The organism is Rhodobium orientis (assembly GCF_003258835.1).
Classification (GTDB): domain Bacteria; phylum Pseudomonadota; class Alphaproteobacteria; order Rhizobiales; family Rhodobiaceae; genus Rhodobium; species Rhodobium orientis.
In genome coordinates this window covers 18,377-34,149 of the sequence record NZ_NPEV01000033.1, presented here as the reverse complement: position 1 = coordinate 34,149, position 15,773 = coordinate 18,377, and the positions used below count along the sequence as shown (strand labels likewise).

Below are 15,773 nucleotides of genomic sequence, written 5' to 3'. Positions count from 1 at the left end.
TGTCCTATCCGTCTCGATGTGCGCGTTGTGCACACGGTGTGGTCTAGGATGGCGGATTCTGTCCCGTACACTGGCACCGTATCAGCACATAAACATCATCACTTCTTATGTCCAAAGGCTTCGCTTTTGACCTGAAAGTGGCGCGCCACAAGTCGGGTCTGTCGCAGCGAGACTGCGCACATTTGCTAGACGTTCACCGCTCGAAGATTTCGCGGATCGAACAGGGTCACCATCCGCTCGGGGTGGAAGATATCTGCATCCTGACGCTCCTCTACGGGCGACCGTTTGAAAGCCTGTTCGGGAGCGCGTGTGAAGACGTGCGCCCGACGCTCCGCAAACGGCTGGCGACCTTGCCGGCCGAGACCGGACCACGGCTGAGCGGTCTCAATCGCACCCACACGCTCGACCTGCTCGCCGTTCGATTAGACACCCTAGACACACGCGACCATGGGGCGGCTTAGGGTCATGGCCGTCGCCGCAGGGACGGGACGGATCGGCTACGTGTTGTTTGTAGGAAAGACGTTGAAGCACTGGGCGATGTCCGGAAAGGCCAGCCGGTCGCCGGAGTTTGCTGCCGCGCAGGCCAAGCGTTGGATTGATGAGCTCCGACCGGATGTGGTGATTACGGAGAAAATCCCAGAGGGTTCGCGGAAGGGCGAGCGCACCCGGCAGGTGATCGCCGCCGTTGCTCGGGTGGCGCGCAACCGCGTCCTCAACGACATCGTCCTGCCACGGATTCGGACGTACAAGAACAAGTATGAAGAAGCGGCTGCGCTTGCCAAACGCTTCCCCGAGATCGGCCCCTGGATGCCGAAGCGACCGCCGATCTGGGAGAGCGAACCGCGAAATGCCGTCTACATCGACGCCCTGGCGCTGGCGCTCGGCATCATCGACGGATCGCCACACCAGTTCTAACGACACCATGTCCGCTTCATACCGCTGGCATCTCATCTTGCCGGCGGTTTTCCGTTTCATCCTTTGGTTCGACCGGGGCGCCCATCCTTTCGTCCCGACCCTGCCAACCGGATGAGCAAGGCGCCCGCACTCGGTCAAGGATGGCGAAGCCACCCGGAGGGCTTGTCCTTGAGGGAGCGCGGGAGCGTTGCTAGCGTTTGGTGGAGGGGGGGGGAGACCCCGGAGCTTGCCGTGTTCCCCATTCGTGCTACAATACACGCACTCAATAACAAACGAGATATGAGCTTAGTCAAAATGGCAAAAACGGCGATGATCCGTGCGCGGGTCGAGCCCGAGTTGAAAGAGGAAGGCGAAACTGTCTTGAAGCAGCTCGGCCTTTCGACGTCGGAGTTCATCAGCATGACGTTCCGCCAGCTCATCATGCGGAAGGGTCTGCCGTTTGACGCCCGCATTCCAAACGAAGAGACCGCTGCCGCTTTGAAAGAGAGTGCGGCGGACTACAAGGCGGGGCGGCTCAAGACGTACCGCTCGTCCGAGGCGTTTTTCAAGGAAATGGACGAGGAAGTCGCGGCGGAATCGGATAGCTAACGGTGTATGCGTCAGTCCGTTTTCACGAACAAATTTCGCAAGGACTACAAGCTGTGCGCAAAGCGTGGCTGGCGCCTTGGCCGGTTGCAAAACGCTATTCGTCTGATTGAAAATGATGCTGACGTTCCGGATGCCTTGCGGCCGCACAAATTGGCGGGAGCGTATTCCGGATATTGGGAGTGCCACATCGCGCCCGACTGGCTCCTGATCTATTGGCTCGATGACGAAGCAAACACCGTCGTGTTTGAGCGCACCGGCAGCCACGCCGACCTGTTCGGGTAGCGCAGCGAGCCCTTCGATGTCCGGTTGAATCTGGGCATATGCTCACTCGCCAAAGGTGACGCGCGGCCTGCACCCTTTCTCCTCGTAGAGGCGGTAGCTTTCGCGATAGAGTAGTTCGGGCTCGATCTTTCCGTAGGTGCCGTCCACCTGTCCGGCGATGCCTGCGCCGGATACGAGCGGCCCTACCAGACCCACGACCGGTATCGCGCTGACGGCCATCCCGGCGACCGTGGCGGCATCTCCGGTGGCCTGCGTCTGCTTGGACTTCTCCAAAGCCTTCAGCGAGGCCACCATGTGCTGGCGGAGCTCCGCGCAATTCGCGCGCTCGGTCTTGGCGGCAATGTTCTTCTGGATATCAAAGGCATTTGGTGCGGCGGATGCACACCCGGCCAGGAGGCCGGCAGCCACAATGAATTGAAAGCCCTTCATATGCGCCCCCCTTTTGAGCGTCTGGCCCGGTACCTCGCAACACGGAACCCGAGGCCGGCATCGATCGCTCACTCAACCTGAATGCTCGTGCGTACGATGGTCGGCACCAATTCGCCGCTTCCGGCTCGTTTCAGCGTGACGGTGATGTCCGCAGTGTCTGTGCCCGTGAAGCCCGGATTGGGTACGAACCGAATGCCCATCCTGCCGGCCGTTAAGAGCAGTCCGTTGTTGGGCGGCCTGGTGATGGCGACGCTGTGATACGTCCAACGACGTCCAACCCGGCCTATGTGGCGTGTGCGGCATGGCTGGTTCGCTTTGACCCGCATGCTGCCTTCCACCACGTCTTGCGTGCCCGGTGCCACAATGCGCCAGCGAAACCGGCAACTCGGTTCAGGCCCTTGGGGAGCTGCGTAAGCGGTTGGGGCCGGCTGCACCGTTTGTGGTGCGGCTTCCTGTTTCAGAAACGTTCCGTGAGCCGTCTGACCGCTTCGCTCGTACCGCCCCTGGAGCGATCCATCAGGCATCATCGTGTACGAGGCCTGCGCGCCATTCTTGAACGGATCGAGCGTCAAGGTGTTGCCGGTGATGTCGCCGGAGACCGGTGTGCTGTGTGCACTGAATTGGTCTCGTGCGGAGTCTCCAACCGCATACAACGCCGTCACGTGGCCCGTGGCGCTGACGGTTTGTACGGTGAGGTTGGCGTCGAGTGGTGGCCCTCCGGCAACGTCCCAACTGCCGGTCCAGACGCCAGAGAATTCCGCGACGTCACTCGGCACATCAGCGCTCGGTGCAACAACCGAGTGCGTGTCCGGTGTCGGCGCAGGTGCGGGCACCGTCGTTTGGCACCCCAGAAGTGCGACGGCCACCAATCCAATGACTATGTACTTCATATCCCCCGTTCCTCCAAAACCTCAGAATGGTCTACCGAAAGTAGAAAAGATATCTAATTACGATATATGATCCCGTTACAGCTTAACTAATCGGTATTCATGCTTTGATCGCAAAGTTGATTATCTGAACAAAATTGCTAATATTGTTCGATCGCGCACGAAAGACGCGAAAACAGCGTATTTATTATTGCTCATATGCACCGTGTCGTGTATGCAGGGAGGGCGTGGAGGCCGAGAAACGGCGGCACGCAGGGAGGTTGGGTGTCTGAACGAAATTAGCAATTTCGTTCGCCGCAGAGCGCCCCAAAGCCCCCAAACGCACTGGACCACCACCTACATCGGAAATGCTGCGACGCACGGCCATGCCCAGGCGGCGCGCCGGCCGCTTCGCGCGTGCATGAGTGCGCGATGATGCTCATGCAGCCAATCAACCACATGCAGCTCTACCGCCCCGATGGGGGGCGGAAATACCTGAACGCCGAGGAGCGCCAGCGGTTTCTGGATGCCGCGCATTCAATGGACGGCCGAACGCGGTCCCTCTGCCAAACCTTGCTCTACACGGGTTGCCGCATTTCCGAGGCGCTCGCGCTCACGCCTGCGTCCATTCAGGCTTCGATCGGCGTGGTGTCCATCCGTTCGCTCAAGAAGCGCGACCGCTTCGTTGTTCGCGAGGTACCGGTTCCGACGTCATTGATCGCGGAGCTTGAAGACACCCACCACATTGCGCTGATCCAGCAAGACCGCTCACTCGCCACGACAACCCGATTGTGGCCTTGGAGCCGGACGACGGCGTGGGGACGGGTGAAGCATGCGATGAGTGAAGCAGGAATCGCCGGTCCGCATGCCTCGCCGAAGGGACTGCGTCACAGCTTTGGGGTCCATGCCGTGCAATCCGGCGTGCCACTCAATCTGGTGCAGCGATGGCTCGGCCACGCCAACATGACGACGACGGCCATCTATGCGGATGTTGTGGGGAACGAGGAAATCGCGATTGCGGAGAGGATGTGGTCAAAAAACTAAGTTTTCTAGCCCACATGCACCCCAAAAAAGATTGCGCTACCCGTGTCACATCCGTAGGCTGCGAATGCACGCTCGACTTCCAAACGCGTGCGGCGCGACTAAAGGGCAGGTATGATTTTTTGAGTTAAAAAAACGCCATGTTTGAATATAAGCAAATCAACGTATTTCCTTTTGCCTATCTATTTCTGCTAATTGCTTCGCTCATAAAGATGTGGAATGGCTTTGATCTAGATACATTGAATATATTTGACAACCTTTTTTCCGACGAAGGCAAGCGTCTTGTGCCAGCCATTCTTAATTGGCTGCTTGTGTCTTTTGTCCTATATATATTTTCTTCCTATTTGTTACTGGAAAAAAAATCTAGTCAAAATATTGAATTTCAATTTCAGCCGAATAGATTTTTTTTATACGCTTCGCGTTACATTAGAGTTTTGTTGGTCTTGCTCCTCTCAGTAAAAATTATGACGCCATCGAACGCAGATTATATTTTTGTATTTATCTCATTTATTTCCCTTCTTTTGGTGGCCGAAAGGATTTTTTTACTAAATCTCTTAAAAAGGATAAAATTATCGGAAAATAGTTTGTACTCCGAAATTCAGAATGTTCCTATTACCGATATTTTTTGCTTTTTACTGGGGTTGCTTTCTATGGTTATATTCTCAACTCCCGTCATTGTTCAGGTTGAGTTCGTCATGGTCGCGTTCGTGACTTTTTGTGTGTTCATGATAGGATGTACAGGTGGTTCTTTATGGAGGCTGGCGCAGGCTTATGACGTATTGACAGGCATGGCGAGCAGCTTAACCGAGCCACCCAAAATTCGCCATTCAGCGCAGGAGGAATGAAATGCGTGCTCGACGCGATCCGATTATTCGCTATTTTACGGTAGGCGGAGCCGGATTCGCCAGCGAAGATTACATAATTATACTCATCCTTGACGTTGATGGTGGCAATGTCAATATATTAATATTCGGAAATCGCAATGATTGAGCAGCTCACTTACTTCTTTTTAGCGGTCCTGAGTACATACTTTTTGATCGCCATTTTTTCATATTCGTCAACAATTAGTCCTGCTGGCTTTTTCGCTGTAAAGAACAGAACAAGAGCATTGTTTTCAATCATTTTTGGCGGCGTGACGCTTGGAACTGGGTTTGCATACCAAACGACATCTGGCGCTACTTTTGGATTAGGTGCTTTTGTCAGCCCGTTAGGCGTACTTGCAGGTTATTTCGCATTGGGCTCACTTGAAAAGTTCATTTCGAGATTTGCTGATTCGGCAGGCGGACCGAAAGACGAACATCGACAATTAAATTTCTCCCGGTTTTTTGATAGATCATTCAATTTCAGCAAGATTATAATTTTTTACAACATAGCCAGAGTTGTTGTATTTGTTGCTCTTATAGCATTTGAACTCTGGATGTCAGCCACGTATTTGGCAGCGGTATTTGGCTTGGGAAGCCGGGGTTATGATATGTATTTTATTGCTCTTTTACTTGGAGGGCTGGCTATCGCCTATACCTCTATTGGCGGATTCCCTGCTGCTTTGAAGACGGATATTTTTCAAGGCGTGTCAATAATAATATTGTTGATAATATTGTTCTATTTTGGGGTTGAATCTTATAGCCCGCAGGATTCCACGGGAATTCTCGGTTCCGTCTATTCATTAACGCCGAGCTTAAGTTGGACATCTGCGGCTGGGCTGGCTGCAATCTTTCTGACAGCTTTATCTACGCAATTGTACAATATTATTAATAGCGTCTCTACAAGAACAAGACAAAGCTCCGAAAACTCTTTGACTTTTTGGATAAGCGGATTGTGCCAAGCTATTTTAATCTCTCTGATTGTTTTTCTTGGTCTAATCTTTTCATCAGGCGGAAACGTCGGTATGGACGGATTTTTCAGAGAAATACTCGATGGAAACGAGTTATATAGAATTATTGTTGGTGCAATTGTATTAATCGGCCTCACTTCCATAGTGTTCACTACGATAGACTCGGCAATCGTTGCTCTTTCTCAACTGACGGGCGATATCATTGGGCTGGACTCTTCTTCAGATAAGCCGGCAATATGGCCACGCGTACTATGTGTCGCAATAGGATTTATATCAACTCCGCTCGCTCTTGCGTTGTTATATCTTAAGACAGGAGTAATTGAAACGTTGTTCACAATTCTTACTCCTCTCGGGGCCACAGCGACCTACCTTTCGGCATCGATTTTCTTCAATCTTTCCAGAGGAAAAGTCAAAGGCTCCGGCCTGTATGATATCTTTGCGATGACTTATATTGTCCTAATATTCGTTCTTTCATCTCATGATTTGATCGGCAAAGATGGCTCTGGAGCGCCAGTGTTTACAATACTTGCGTTCGTTCCTGCCGTAATAGTCCTTTTAATTGGGCTGTTTTCCTACAAAAAAGCGATAGGAGAGTCTGGGTGAGATTATATCGAGATTGGCTGCCAACAAAAACAAGCGTCAATGGCGCTGCAATATCGTATTTTACCTTGTACTAAGAGCTCCATTTTCAAACCTTATCCAACAAATCCGCCCAGTCCTGCATCAGCACGACGCGCTGCTCCCAATAAGTAGCACGGTTGTAGGTGCGGCGGATGCTGTTCTTGTCCTGGTGAGCGAGGACCGCTTCGATGACGTCGGGATTATAGCCGCGTGAATTGAGGATCGTGCTCGCGGTGACGCGGAAGCCGTGGGCGGTGACTTCCTCTTTGGAGTACCCCATGCGGCGTAGCGCAGCGTTGAAGGCGTTGTCTGAGAGCGGACGGCGCTTGGAGCGGATGGACGGGAATACCAGCTCCGCATGCTCGGAGAAGGACCAGACGCCCCGTAGGACTACCAGGGCTTGCCGGGAGAGCGGGACGTCATGGGGCTGGCGCATCTTCATGCGCTCGGCCGGGATGTGCCACACGGCCTTGTCGAGATCGAATTCGGAGCGGACGGCCCCGCGCACTTCGCCGGGGCGCACGCAGGTCAGGATGAGGAACTGGATTGCGGCCTTGATGGTCGGCCAGCCGTCATAGTCGTCGAGGGCATTCAGCAGCACGCCGAACTTCTTCTCGTCGGTGATGGCGGCCCGCCCGGTGACCTGCGGGGCCTTGAGCGCTCCATGGAGTGGGATCGTTGGATCGCTCTCCGCGCGCAGCGTGACGATCGCCAGCTTGAAAACGGTACTGATCGTGCCCCTTAGCCTGCGGGCGGTCTCGCGTCGGCCGCTCTTTTCGATCTGTTGCAGAAGGTGCAGGATTTCAGCCGGCGTGATTTCGGCGATGGGTCGCTTGGCAAGCGGAGCTGCGAGCTTCTTCAAGAGCCATTCGGTCTTGGTGAGGGTGCCTTCCGCTGCGCCTTCCTGTTTCAGGCGTTCCAGGTACTCGTCGGCAATGAGGCCGAAGGTCTGGCGGGCGGCATTCTCGGCGGCGATCTTGTCCAGCCGGCGTTGCGTTGCCGGATTGATGCCGTCGGCAATCAGTTCCTTAGCTTCGTCGCGTTTTCGCCGGGCTGCGGCGAGCCCAATGGTAGGATAGCGTCCGAAGGAGAGGACGTTTTCCTTGTTGTTGAACCGGTAGCGCATCTGCCAGAGCTTCGAACCGCTCGGCTGGATCAACAGATAAAGGCCCAGCCCATCGGGCATCCGGTAAGGCTTTTCCTTCGGCTTGGCTTTGCGAATCGCGAACTCGGAGAGAGCCATTGTGGGTAACGCTCCGTGGGTAAGATCGCCATTACCCAACCGTTACCCACTTTTGCCCGAGAAACAAGGGTGCACCATGGTCATCTATGCGCACTGCATCTTTCATAAACCATTGAAAAACAACGATTTATGTTCTGGTATGGTCTGCTGTGAGGAGGGTAATGGTGCCCAGGGGCGGAATCGAACCACCGACACGCGGATTTTCAATCGCTAACCACATTTTCCCGCCGTTTCCCAGGGGTCGCTAGAGCGCTGTTTTAAAAAATATTTCGACGCCAAACCCGTCAATATCGCTCGGTGCACATCCTTGCTTTTCCCGATTTTTTGCTACCTATGTGCTACCTAGTCGTGAAAGGGCGTGCTTGCAGGGTTGTGACGAGATGAGCGTGAAACTAACCAAAAAAGTTGCCGATGCGGCAACCCCAAGGGACAAGGATTACGTGATCTGGGACAGCGTGGTCACCGGCTTCGGCCTGAAGGTGACGCCGGCCGGCAGCAAAATCTACATCCTCTACTACCGCAGCGAAAGCGGCCGGCAACGGCGCCCATCCATCGGCAAGCACGGTGCGTTCACGGTCGACCAGGCCCGGCAGACTGCCAGGAAATGGCTCAACGAGATCGCCTCAGGGAAGGACGTGAGCGCAGAGCGGCAGAGCAACCGACGGGCAGAAACGGTCGCCGAGCTAGCGGCTCGCTACCTCACCGACTATGCCGAAGCGCACAAGAAGCCCAGGAGCATCGCGACGGATCGCGCCAACATCGAGAACCACGTCGTTCCCCTCTTCGGATCGATGAAGGTAAAGGAAGTCACCCGCGCCGATATCGACCGCGTGAAGCTGGATATCCGGGGCGGCAAGTCTGCCCGGCGTTTGCCCGCCAGGCCGCGTGGCCGCCGCCAGATACGCGGTGGTAAGGGGATTGCCAACCGCGTGCTCGCACTTCTGTCGAAGATGTTTGCTTGCGCCGTCGATTGGGGATTGCGGGCGGATAACCCCGTTCTCGGCGTCAAGAAATTTGCCGAACAGCGCAAGGATCGGTTCCTCGATGCCGACGAAATCCACCGCCTCACTCGGGCGTTGGAGCGGGCCGACCGCGAGCAGACCGAATTGCCGGCCGCGATCGCCGGCATTCGTTTGCTCCTCTACACGGGGCTGCGCCTTGGGGAAGTGCTTGGCTTGCGATGGGACGACATTGACTTCCAGCGCGGCACCATTCGCCTTCGCGACAGCAAGACCGGTGCTCGAACGGTGCCCCTCAACGGCCTGGCAATGGACGTCTTACGAGACCACCGTGAAATCGGCGGTGGTGACTTGATCCTTGAAGGACTGACGGCGGACAAGCCAGTTGCCTTGACGCGGCCCTGGTACCGCATCCGCCAATCTGCGGGCATCGACGATACGGCCAACTTGCATTGCCTCCGCCACACCTTTGCATCCTGGGCAGTGATGAGCGGTCAATCCCTGCCGCAGGTCGGAGCGCTTCTCGGCCACAAGTCAGCGCAGACAACTCTGCGCTACGCCGACCACGCCATGGACGCCTTGCAATCCTATAGTGAGCAGACGGCGGATAGGTTTCGAAAGATCATCGACAACACGTAATGGCCGTTGAGCTCTTCATCGCAGTCAATGGCAGAGTTGGGCTGGGAGCGTTCTGTCACCGCAGGTGGCAGCAACGTCCGGTGGGCGGGCGTTTCGAATATGAGGGTGGCGGTATGGCGCTGCAGCAGCAGTCCGTGCCGCTTCATGATCCGGTAGACGCGCTTGTGATTGGCCGGCGACCGGCCGTTTTCGCCAGGCACCGGTTCACCAGCGCGGTGATGCGGCGATAGCCATAGGTGGGGCGTTCGTCGACGAAGCGCCGGAACAGCGGCAGCAAGACCTCGTCGTCAGCCTTGACGTATGACCCTCGGGTCTTGACCTAGCCGCGTTGAAGGTCGTAGAGCGTGGAACGGGAGACCTGGAGCGCCTCCGCGACCCGGCTCATCGGGAACCGTCCTGCCGGGGTTGCTTGTCAGCATCGCTTCGGCCTCTCCCCTTCTCTTGGTCCTCATCCTTCTTTTCCTGGGCTACAAGTTCATCCCCGGCTTCAAGCCGTTTTCGGCGCTGCTCGGTGCCATCGGCACCCTCTTGCGCGGGCTTGGCTATACCGTTGCGTTGCCGTTCGCGTTCCTGGCCGGCCTCATTCCGTTCGGCCAGCGCGGTGCCCGGTTCATGGCGTTTCATGAGCGGTTCGGTCTCATCGGTGGCAGAAAAAAGGGGCTGCTGATCGACGGCCGCCATTGACGGCTGTCGGACAAGGCCAGCTTAGAATCCATTGTCACCGTCGGTGGCATGGGGCGCGGCAAAAGCTCCACCTTCGTCATCTCCGACACCCGCGGCGAGATCTATCAGCGCACGAGCGGCGTCTCGCCCGGCGCGGCTACCGGATCAACGTGCTGAACCTAATGGATCTGAGCGCCAGCGATCGGTACAACCCATTCGCCCGTCTGACAAACTTCATCGATCTTTCCCAGGCCGCCGGCATTCTCATCCGTGCCGCCTATCCGAATCCCTCGGCCGAACAGCAGTTCTGGAATGCCGGCGCGGAGAAGCTCATTCGTGTCTTCGTCAACTGCCTCCACAATCTCGGCAATCCGGATCACATTAACCTGCCGAATGTCCGGCATCTGGTCGCCAATTTTGACACCCACCTGACGGCCGCGGGGCAGCTGTCCAAAATCGACCGCTTCGTGCTCAGCGCCACGCAAAACGATCCGGCAACCTTCACCGACTACCAGACGCTCGCCAACGGCAATGCCAAGACCATCTCCTCCACGGTCACCACGGCCGATGTCGCCTTATCCCCGCTCGGCGATCCGGCGCTAACCCGGCTTTTGGCCGGCAGCACACTGGATTTTACCGGCCTGCGCACCCAGAAGACCGCGCTCTTTATCCTCGTCCGCCAGCAACAGACGACGCACTATCTGTTCCTGCTCAATCTTTTCTACGCCGACCTTTTCGACAGCCTTTTGCAACCCACGGCGTCATCGACCGGCCGGTCATCTGCTGCTCGACGAGTTCGATCATCTGCAAATCCCGAATTTCCAGGTCTCTGCGACGGCGGCCCGGAAGTACCGCGTCGGCTCGTCGCATCGGCTAAAACGCCTCTTGTTTCGCTTTGACCTCTTGCGGGGGCCCCGAACGATCACACCGACGCTGGTCGCATAATGCTCTGAAATATATTTCGGTTTTTGAAATCGCTCGTGCTTTGGCGCGTCGGTTTGACAACGATAAGCGCTGCAGTTGAATTCTGATAGTGCCGCCGTCGAAGATAGAATCTGAGGTTGCGCGATTTGGCAACCTTAAGTAGCTTCATTGGCGGGTGAGAGAGCCGGCATGAAAGTCATCACGGGAACCTTTGAGATCGTGACGCCGATGTTCCTCGGTGGTGCCGACCATCAGGCAACGACGTTGCGTGCCTCCTCGATAAAGGCCGAATTGGTCTTCTGGTGGCGGGCTCTGCACGCCGCGAAAATCATTGCCGATGCCGAAGATGAAACACTTGGAAACGCGGAAGAGAAGCGGAGAAAGGGTCTTGAAGCACTGCATGCCCGCGAGGTCGAGTTGTCTGGCGGCCCGGGCGGTAATGTGGCGGCGCGTCAGAGCGCAGTGCTGGTAAGGGCGAATTGGGAGGAAAAGCCTCCCCTGTTCACCGCGGGCCGCCCAATTGCAGATGCCTTTGGACTCAAACCAAGCGGGGTTTTAAGCGGCGGCGTCAACTATCTCGGCTATGGCCTCATTTCGCTCAATGGCAACATCCAGTCCGCCAGCGACGATGGCAAGGTGCCCGCGAAATCCTGTTTCGGGGCAAGGGGCCGGTTCGTTGTCGAGTTCGCGTGCCGCCGGCTCACCGACCAGCAGATATGCGAGTTCAAGCGCACCCTAGAAATTATGGGTCTTCTGGGCGGCCTGGGATCGCGCAAGCGGCGCGGCTGGGGATCTCTGGCGCTTGAAAGGATCGAGGTGGAAACGGTGAACGGCCGTGATCGGTGTACGCCGGAGGTAATCTGGAGCGCGCCACAGACGGTGGAAGCCTGGCGAGGTGAAGTCCGAAAACTGGTTGACTTGAAGTCAACGCAACGCAAAGCCGACGACCTGCCACTTTCAGCTTTCGCGTTGGGGAGTTCCGTTCGAATTTGGAAAGAGGGGTTCGACACCGCGATAGAGGCCATAGATGCACTCGGTCACGGCTATCACCTCTTTCGTGCCTGGGGCGCTTCCTTCAACGGCCACATGATCGGCGGAAAGCCGGCTGAGCAGAACTTCAAGGCGGAGCACGATTGGTATGTCGATGATGGATTGGACTATGCCAAGCGAGGACGTCACAGGCTTCCGCGGAACCAGATGCCGCCGCGCGCCAATCTCGGCCTGCCGCTTCCGTATGATGCAAAAAAAGGAAAGGTCGTCGATGCCGACGCCCCGTTCGGCCGACGTGCCAGCCCGCTGATGTTCCACATCGCCAAGATTGGGAAGAAGTACTTTCCGGTCGCTATCCACATGGGCAATCTGTTTCTTCCCGAAACGGAAACCGACCAAGCGAAAAGCGTCAAGATCAGCATTTGCCGAGAAGGCGATCAGGAGTTCGAGCCCAATCGATCGGTTGTTGAGGGTTATTTGACGGGCGTCACGAAAAAGCAGTCTGCGAACCACCGTTACTTCGACGCCGATCCCGCCGAGAACTTTCTCGACGAGGCGGGGTCATGACGACGCGCCTGATGCACTTCACGCTCGGGCCGGTGCAGGGCTTCATCGCCGATGCTCGACGGCTAAGGGACTACTGGGCCGGCTCGTTCATCCTGTCGCTGCTTTCCGGCCACGCGATGGTGGCGGCGAAGAACGCGGGTGCAAGAATTCTATTCCCCCTCGTCGAGGGTGATCCGCTGTTCCAGGCAATTCTGGACAACGACAGCCAAGCGAACGTCTATGTCGGTTCTCTGCCCAACAGGTTCAAAGCCGATGTCTCGGAGTGCAGAGACGACATTCCTGAAACCTGCAAAAGAGCGATCGAAGCGGCGTGGAGCGACATCTGCCAGACCATTTGGGACCGTTATGTCGCGAGTGCTGCAGGCGAATTTCACGGAAAGCAGCCTCATGAGACCAATCGGACCAAACGCATCTGGAAACGCCAAACGGAAAGGTTTTGGGAAATTGCTTGGGTGGTCGGCGAAGACGATGGCGAGAACGGAACCTGGCTCGATATGCGCAAGAACTGGCGTCGGGTCGATCCGAACCGTGCCGAGCACGAGGATCTTTGCCGGGTCATGGGCATCTGGCAGGAGCTGTCCGGTGTTACGCGTTTCACCGATGGCAGCCAAGCGTCACAACGAGAGTTTTGGAATGCTGTTCGAAATACCGCACGTGTAAGTGCATTGGACTTGCCGGACGGCGAATATCTGTGTGCCCTGGCGCTGATCAAGCGGCTGTTTCCGGTACACCTGCAACGCACGGGCGGTAAGGACCATCCCCAATGGGGCGGGCCGGGCTTTCCTGGCGCAATTCCGTGGCGACCGGGCGCCGGCACTCTGGATATCCGCCACTGGCCGTCAACTTCTTACATTGCCGCCGTGCCATGGTTGAAACGGGCGAAAACACCCCTGATCGACGATCAAAAGAAAAGCCGATTGTTTCTTGCAGCAAAAAAAGCGCTGCAGGAAAACGAGGATCTCGAGCCCGACCATCGCAAGTTCATGGGCGAAACGGCAACCACGCTGTTCGGTCTGCCACCCGACCAACTGTTCAAGCTCGATGGGCACCTTCTGCATGACGTCGGAATTGTCGCTTTCGTCAAGGAACGTTTCGCGGATGACAAATCGAACGAAGCTGAAAAGGCGCGATCTGCGCTCCTCGAAGCGCTGAATGAAACCGCCAAGGCGATCGGCGGAGGGGCGAAGGGTCTCTATCCGAGCGGCTTTTTCGCTATTCTTCGCATGGACGGAGATCGTATTGGTGAATTGCTGGAGCATCACCAGGATACGATCAAGACCGGCCTCGCTACTTTCACTGCATCTGTGCGAGACTATTTCCACCCTGACTCTGAACAGGGCAATCCCTCCCTTGGCGCACTCGTCTATGCCGGCGGCGACGATGTGCTGGCCGTGCTGCCGGTCGACACCGCCATCACGGCGGCACGGGATATCCGCGATCTCTATCGAAAAGCCTTTGTCACCGCGTGCAAGAAGGACGAAGTCAAAGCGGCAGAGTTCACTCTGTCGGCAGCCATCGTCTATTCCCACTTCAAATCGCCGCTGACGGCCGCGCTGCGGCTTTCCGCCGAACTGCTAGACGAAACGGCGAAGGCGAAAAACGGACGCAACTCGATAGCTCTTTGCATTGCCAAGCCAGGTGGCGTCGCCGCTGAGTGGGTTTCGGTTTTCGCTGAACAGGCCAAAGCCGCAAGTGATGCCGCGTTGCAGATCGACGATGCGGCCTGTAACGGCTTGACGAAAAAGGTCGACGCACTTCTTTCCGGCGGCTTCTTCCACGGCCTGCGCGATCGCTACCTGTCGATCATGCCGGGCGAAATCGAGCGGAAGCAGGGGGAAGTGGCAACCGACGCGCTGTTGCGGGACGGGGGGGCCTTGCTGAAGGCGCTGATCGGTGCGGACTTGCGCCGTCAGTTCGGCAGCAATGTCTATAAGGACATTGACGATGCTGTGGCGGTTGATGCCGTCTACCGGATCCTGCGGCCTGAATGCAGGGATGAAAACGGCGATCCGGAACTGCAGAAAACGGTGGCTTTCGATGGTGGAATGATCGTGCGGTTTCTCGCCATGGAGCGACGGACAGCGGTCGATGCCGGTGGTAAGGAGGACGAACTGGCAGGAGTGCGCGATGGCTAACCTGTTGCGTATCCTGCCGATCGATACGTTGATGTTTCGTGATGGCCGGCCGTTCAACCAGGAAGACGAGGGTGCCGGCGCGGCCGAGAGCCTGTTCCCGCCACCGCCTCCGACGCTTGCCGGGGCGGTACGCCTTGCGATTGCGCAACGGGCGGGGTTTCCGAAACGAGACTGGCCAGTCGACCTTGTCGGCGATGGTGTCGATTGGCAGGATCAAGAAACATGGCTTGGAACACTCGCATTTGGCCCGTTGATGATGGAGTTGGGCGGCGAGTTCTTGCTGCCAGCTCCCGCTCACCTAGGCAAAGACAATCAAATGGCTCTGCGGCTCCTTCATCTTCCCGCCGAGGCTGAATTTGCCAGCGACTGGGCGATGCCGGATGGTGGGAGGGTTCTCTATCCCCGCGCGCCAAAAGGCGCGAAGGGCTTCAAGGCCCTTGAGGGTCACTGGCTGACCTTCAAGGGTATGGAGGCAGTGCTTGAGGGGAATACTCCCGACCAGGCCGACCTCATCAGATCCGACCGATTGCTCCGGCGTGAGAGCCGGGTTGGCATCGGGGTGGCGCAGGACTCACGCCGGGCCAATGACGGTCAGCTCTACACTGCGAGTTTCTTGCGGTTGTGTGACGAGGCCAATTTCTGCCTTGCGATCAAGGGGTTGCCGGATAGCTTATCGGCTTTCGTGCAGCGGCTCGGCGGCGAACACCGTCAGGCCGAATTTCGGCCGGATACGCTGGTGACGGACCTGCCGTCCTCTCCTTCCGGTACCGGGGCCTATGCGGCAATTGCTGTTTCGCCGGTGCTTCTGGCGGAGGAGCCGGAACCCGGAGCGCGCATCAACGGTCTGCCGGGCGAACTCGTATCGGCCTGTATTCCTAAACCGTTCATGCTCGGCGGCTGGGATTCGCGCACGCGCGGTCCATTACCGCTCAGACCCGTCATTCCGGCAGGGGTGGTGTTCTTCATGCGTTGCAGCGGCGATGAACTCCCCCCGCAGGGAAGGACTCGCGTGGGGCTGTCGACGAAATGGGGATTCGGTCATTGCCTGATTGGGCGTTGGCCGCAAAGCTGAGGACGCTG

At 57.0% G+C, this 15,773-nt stretch carries 16 protein-coding genes and 1 pseudogene; 13 read left to right on the top strand and 4 right to left on the bottom strand.

All coding sequences use genetic code 11. From position 1 onward, the window contains the following. Window positions 1-107 precede the first annotated feature (107 nt). The 4 genes from CH339_RS14930 to CH339_RS14915 all read left to right on the top strand — a co-directional run bounded on the left by CH339_RS14930 (window position 108) and on the right by CH339_RS14915 (window position 1,785). Window positions 108-461, top strand: coding sequence for a helix-turn-helix transcriptional regulator (locus CH339_RS14930; RefSeq protein ID WP_111435161.1), 354 nt, complete (start codon window positions 108-110; stop codon window positions 459-461). A 4-nt stretch (window positions 462-465) separates the two neighbouring features. Next, window positions 466-915 (top strand): hypothetical protein, encoded by a 450-nt coding sequence (locus CH339_RS14925; RefSeq protein WP_146610189.1) that lies wholly within the window; start codon window positions 466-468, stop codon window positions 913-915. A 294-nt stretch (window positions 916-1,209) separates the two neighbouring features. Then, complete coding sequence (locus CH339_RS14920; RefSeq protein WP_111435184.1) at window positions 1,210-1,503, top strand: type II toxin-antitoxin system RelB/DinJ family antitoxin; 294 nt, start codon at window positions 1,210-1,212, stop codon at window positions 1,501-1,503. A 6-nt stretch (window positions 1,504-1,509) separates the two neighbouring features. Next, window positions 1,510-1,785 carry a type II toxin-antitoxin system RelE/ParE family toxin gene (locus CH339_RS14915; RefSeq protein WP_111435159.1) on the top strand — a complete coding sequence of 92 codons (276 nt, stop codon included), beginning with the start codon at window positions 1,510-1,512 and terminating at the stop codon, window positions 1,783-1,785. Between the two features lie 42 nt (window positions 1,786-1,827). Here CH339_RS14915 and CH339_RS14910 read toward each other — a convergent pair whose 3' ends face one another. Continuing rightward, entirely contained in the window at window positions 1,828-2,214 is a 387-nt protein-coding gene (locus CH339_RS14910) for a hypothetical protein (RefSeq protein ID WP_111435158.1), read from the bottom strand. Window positions 2,215-2,282: 68 nt separating this feature from the next. Then, the gene (locus CH339_RS14905; protein ID WP_111435157.1) at window positions 2,283-3,104 is read right to left on the bottom strand and encodes a hypothetical protein; all 822 of its coding nucleotides are present in this window, start codon (window positions 3,102-3,104) and stop codon (window positions 2,283-2,285) included. Between the two features lie 408 nt (window positions 3,105-3,512). On the opposite strand from CH339_RS14905, the gene CH339_RS14900 reads away from it, so the two are divergent. The 3 genes from CH339_RS14900 (at window position 3,513) to CH339_RS24370 (ending at window position 6,555) form a co-directional block, all read left to right on the top strand. Beyond that, the gene (locus CH339_RS14900; protein WP_210207378.1) at window positions 3,513-4,124 is read left to right on the top strand and encodes a tyrosine-type recombinase/integrase; all 612 of its coding nucleotides are present in this window, start codon (window positions 3,513-3,515) and stop codon (window positions 4,122-4,124) included. A gap of 137 nt (window positions 4,125-4,261) precedes the next feature. Next, window positions 4,262-4,966, top strand: a complete 705-nt coding sequence (locus CH339_RS14895; protein ID WP_111435156.1) for a hypothetical protein — start codon at window positions 4,262-4,264, stop codon at window positions 4,964-4,966. A 137-nt stretch (window positions 4,967-5,103) separates the two neighbouring features. Further along, entirely contained in the window at window positions 5,104-6,555 is a 1,452-nt protein-coding gene (locus CH339_RS24370; protein WP_146610188.1) for an SLC5/6 family protein, read from the top strand. An 85-nt stretch (window positions 6,556-6,640) separates the two neighbouring features. Here CH339_RS24370 and CH339_RS14890 read toward each other — a convergent pair whose 3' ends face one another. Next, a complete protein-coding gene (locus tag CH339_RS14890) occupies window positions 6,641-7,816 on the bottom strand; it encodes a tyrosine-type recombinase/integrase (protein ID WP_111435155.1) in 1,176 nt (391 codons plus the stop codon). A 380-nt stretch (window positions 7,817-8,196) separates the two neighbouring features. Here CH339_RS14890 and CH339_RS14885 point away from each other — a divergent pair, with 380 nt between their 5' ends. Beyond that, window positions 8,197-9,414: a site-specific integrase gene (locus tag CH339_RS14885; protein ID WP_111435154.1), complete on the top strand. Its 1,218-nt coding sequence runs from the start codon at window positions 8,197-8,199 to the stop codon at window positions 9,412-9,414. A 116-nt stretch (window positions 9,415-9,530) separates the two neighbouring features. Here CH339_RS14885 and CH339_RS25165 read toward each other — a convergent pair. Further along, a pseudogene (locus CH339_RS25165) lies at window positions 9,531-9,811 on the bottom strand (IS3 family transposase); the annotation flags it as partial. Between the two features lie 44 nt (window positions 9,812-9,855). Here CH339_RS25165 and CH339_RS14875 point away from each other — a divergent pair. The 5 genes from CH339_RS14875 (at window position 9,856) to cmr3 (ending at window position 15,765) form a co-directional block, all read left to right on the top strand. Then, on the top strand, window positions 9,856-10,098 hold the full coding sequence (locus CH339_RS14875; protein ID WP_111435152.1) for a hypothetical protein: 243 nt from the start codon (window positions 9,856-9,858) through the stop codon (window positions 10,096-10,098). Next, the gene (locus tag CH339_RS14870; RefSeq protein ID WP_276329882.1) at window positions 10,095-10,976 is read left to right on the top strand and encodes a type IV secretory system conjugative DNA transfer family protein; all 882 of its coding nucleotides are present in this window, start codon (window positions 10,095-10,097) and stop codon (window positions 10,974-10,976) included. The genes CH339_RS14875 and CH339_RS14870 overlap by 4 nt, the downstream gene beginning before the upstream one ends. A 214-nt stretch (window positions 10,977-11,190) precedes the next feature. After that, window positions 11,191-12,558: an RAMP superfamily CRISPR-associated protein gene (locus CH339_RS14865; RefSeq protein WP_111435150.1), complete on the top strand. Its 1,368-nt coding sequence runs from the start codon at window positions 11,191-11,193 to the stop codon at window positions 12,556-12,558. Then, window positions 12,555-14,693: a type III-B CRISPR-associated protein Cas10/Cmr2 gene (cas10, locus tag CH339_RS14860; RefSeq protein ID WP_111435149.1), complete on the top strand. Its 2,139-nt coding sequence runs from the start codon at window positions 12,555-12,557 to the stop codon at window positions 14,691-14,693. The genes CH339_RS14865 and cas10 overlap by 4 nt, the downstream gene beginning before the upstream one ends. Continuing rightward, window positions 14,686-15,765: a type III-B CRISPR module-associated protein Cmr3 gene (gene cmr3, locus CH339_RS14855; protein ID WP_170138533.1), complete on the top strand. Its 1,080-nt coding sequence runs from the start codon at window positions 14,686-14,688 to the stop codon at window positions 15,763-15,765. The genes cas10 and cmr3 overlap by 8 nt, the downstream gene beginning before the upstream one ends. The last annotated feature ends 8 nt before the right edge of the window (window positions 15,766-15,773 follow it).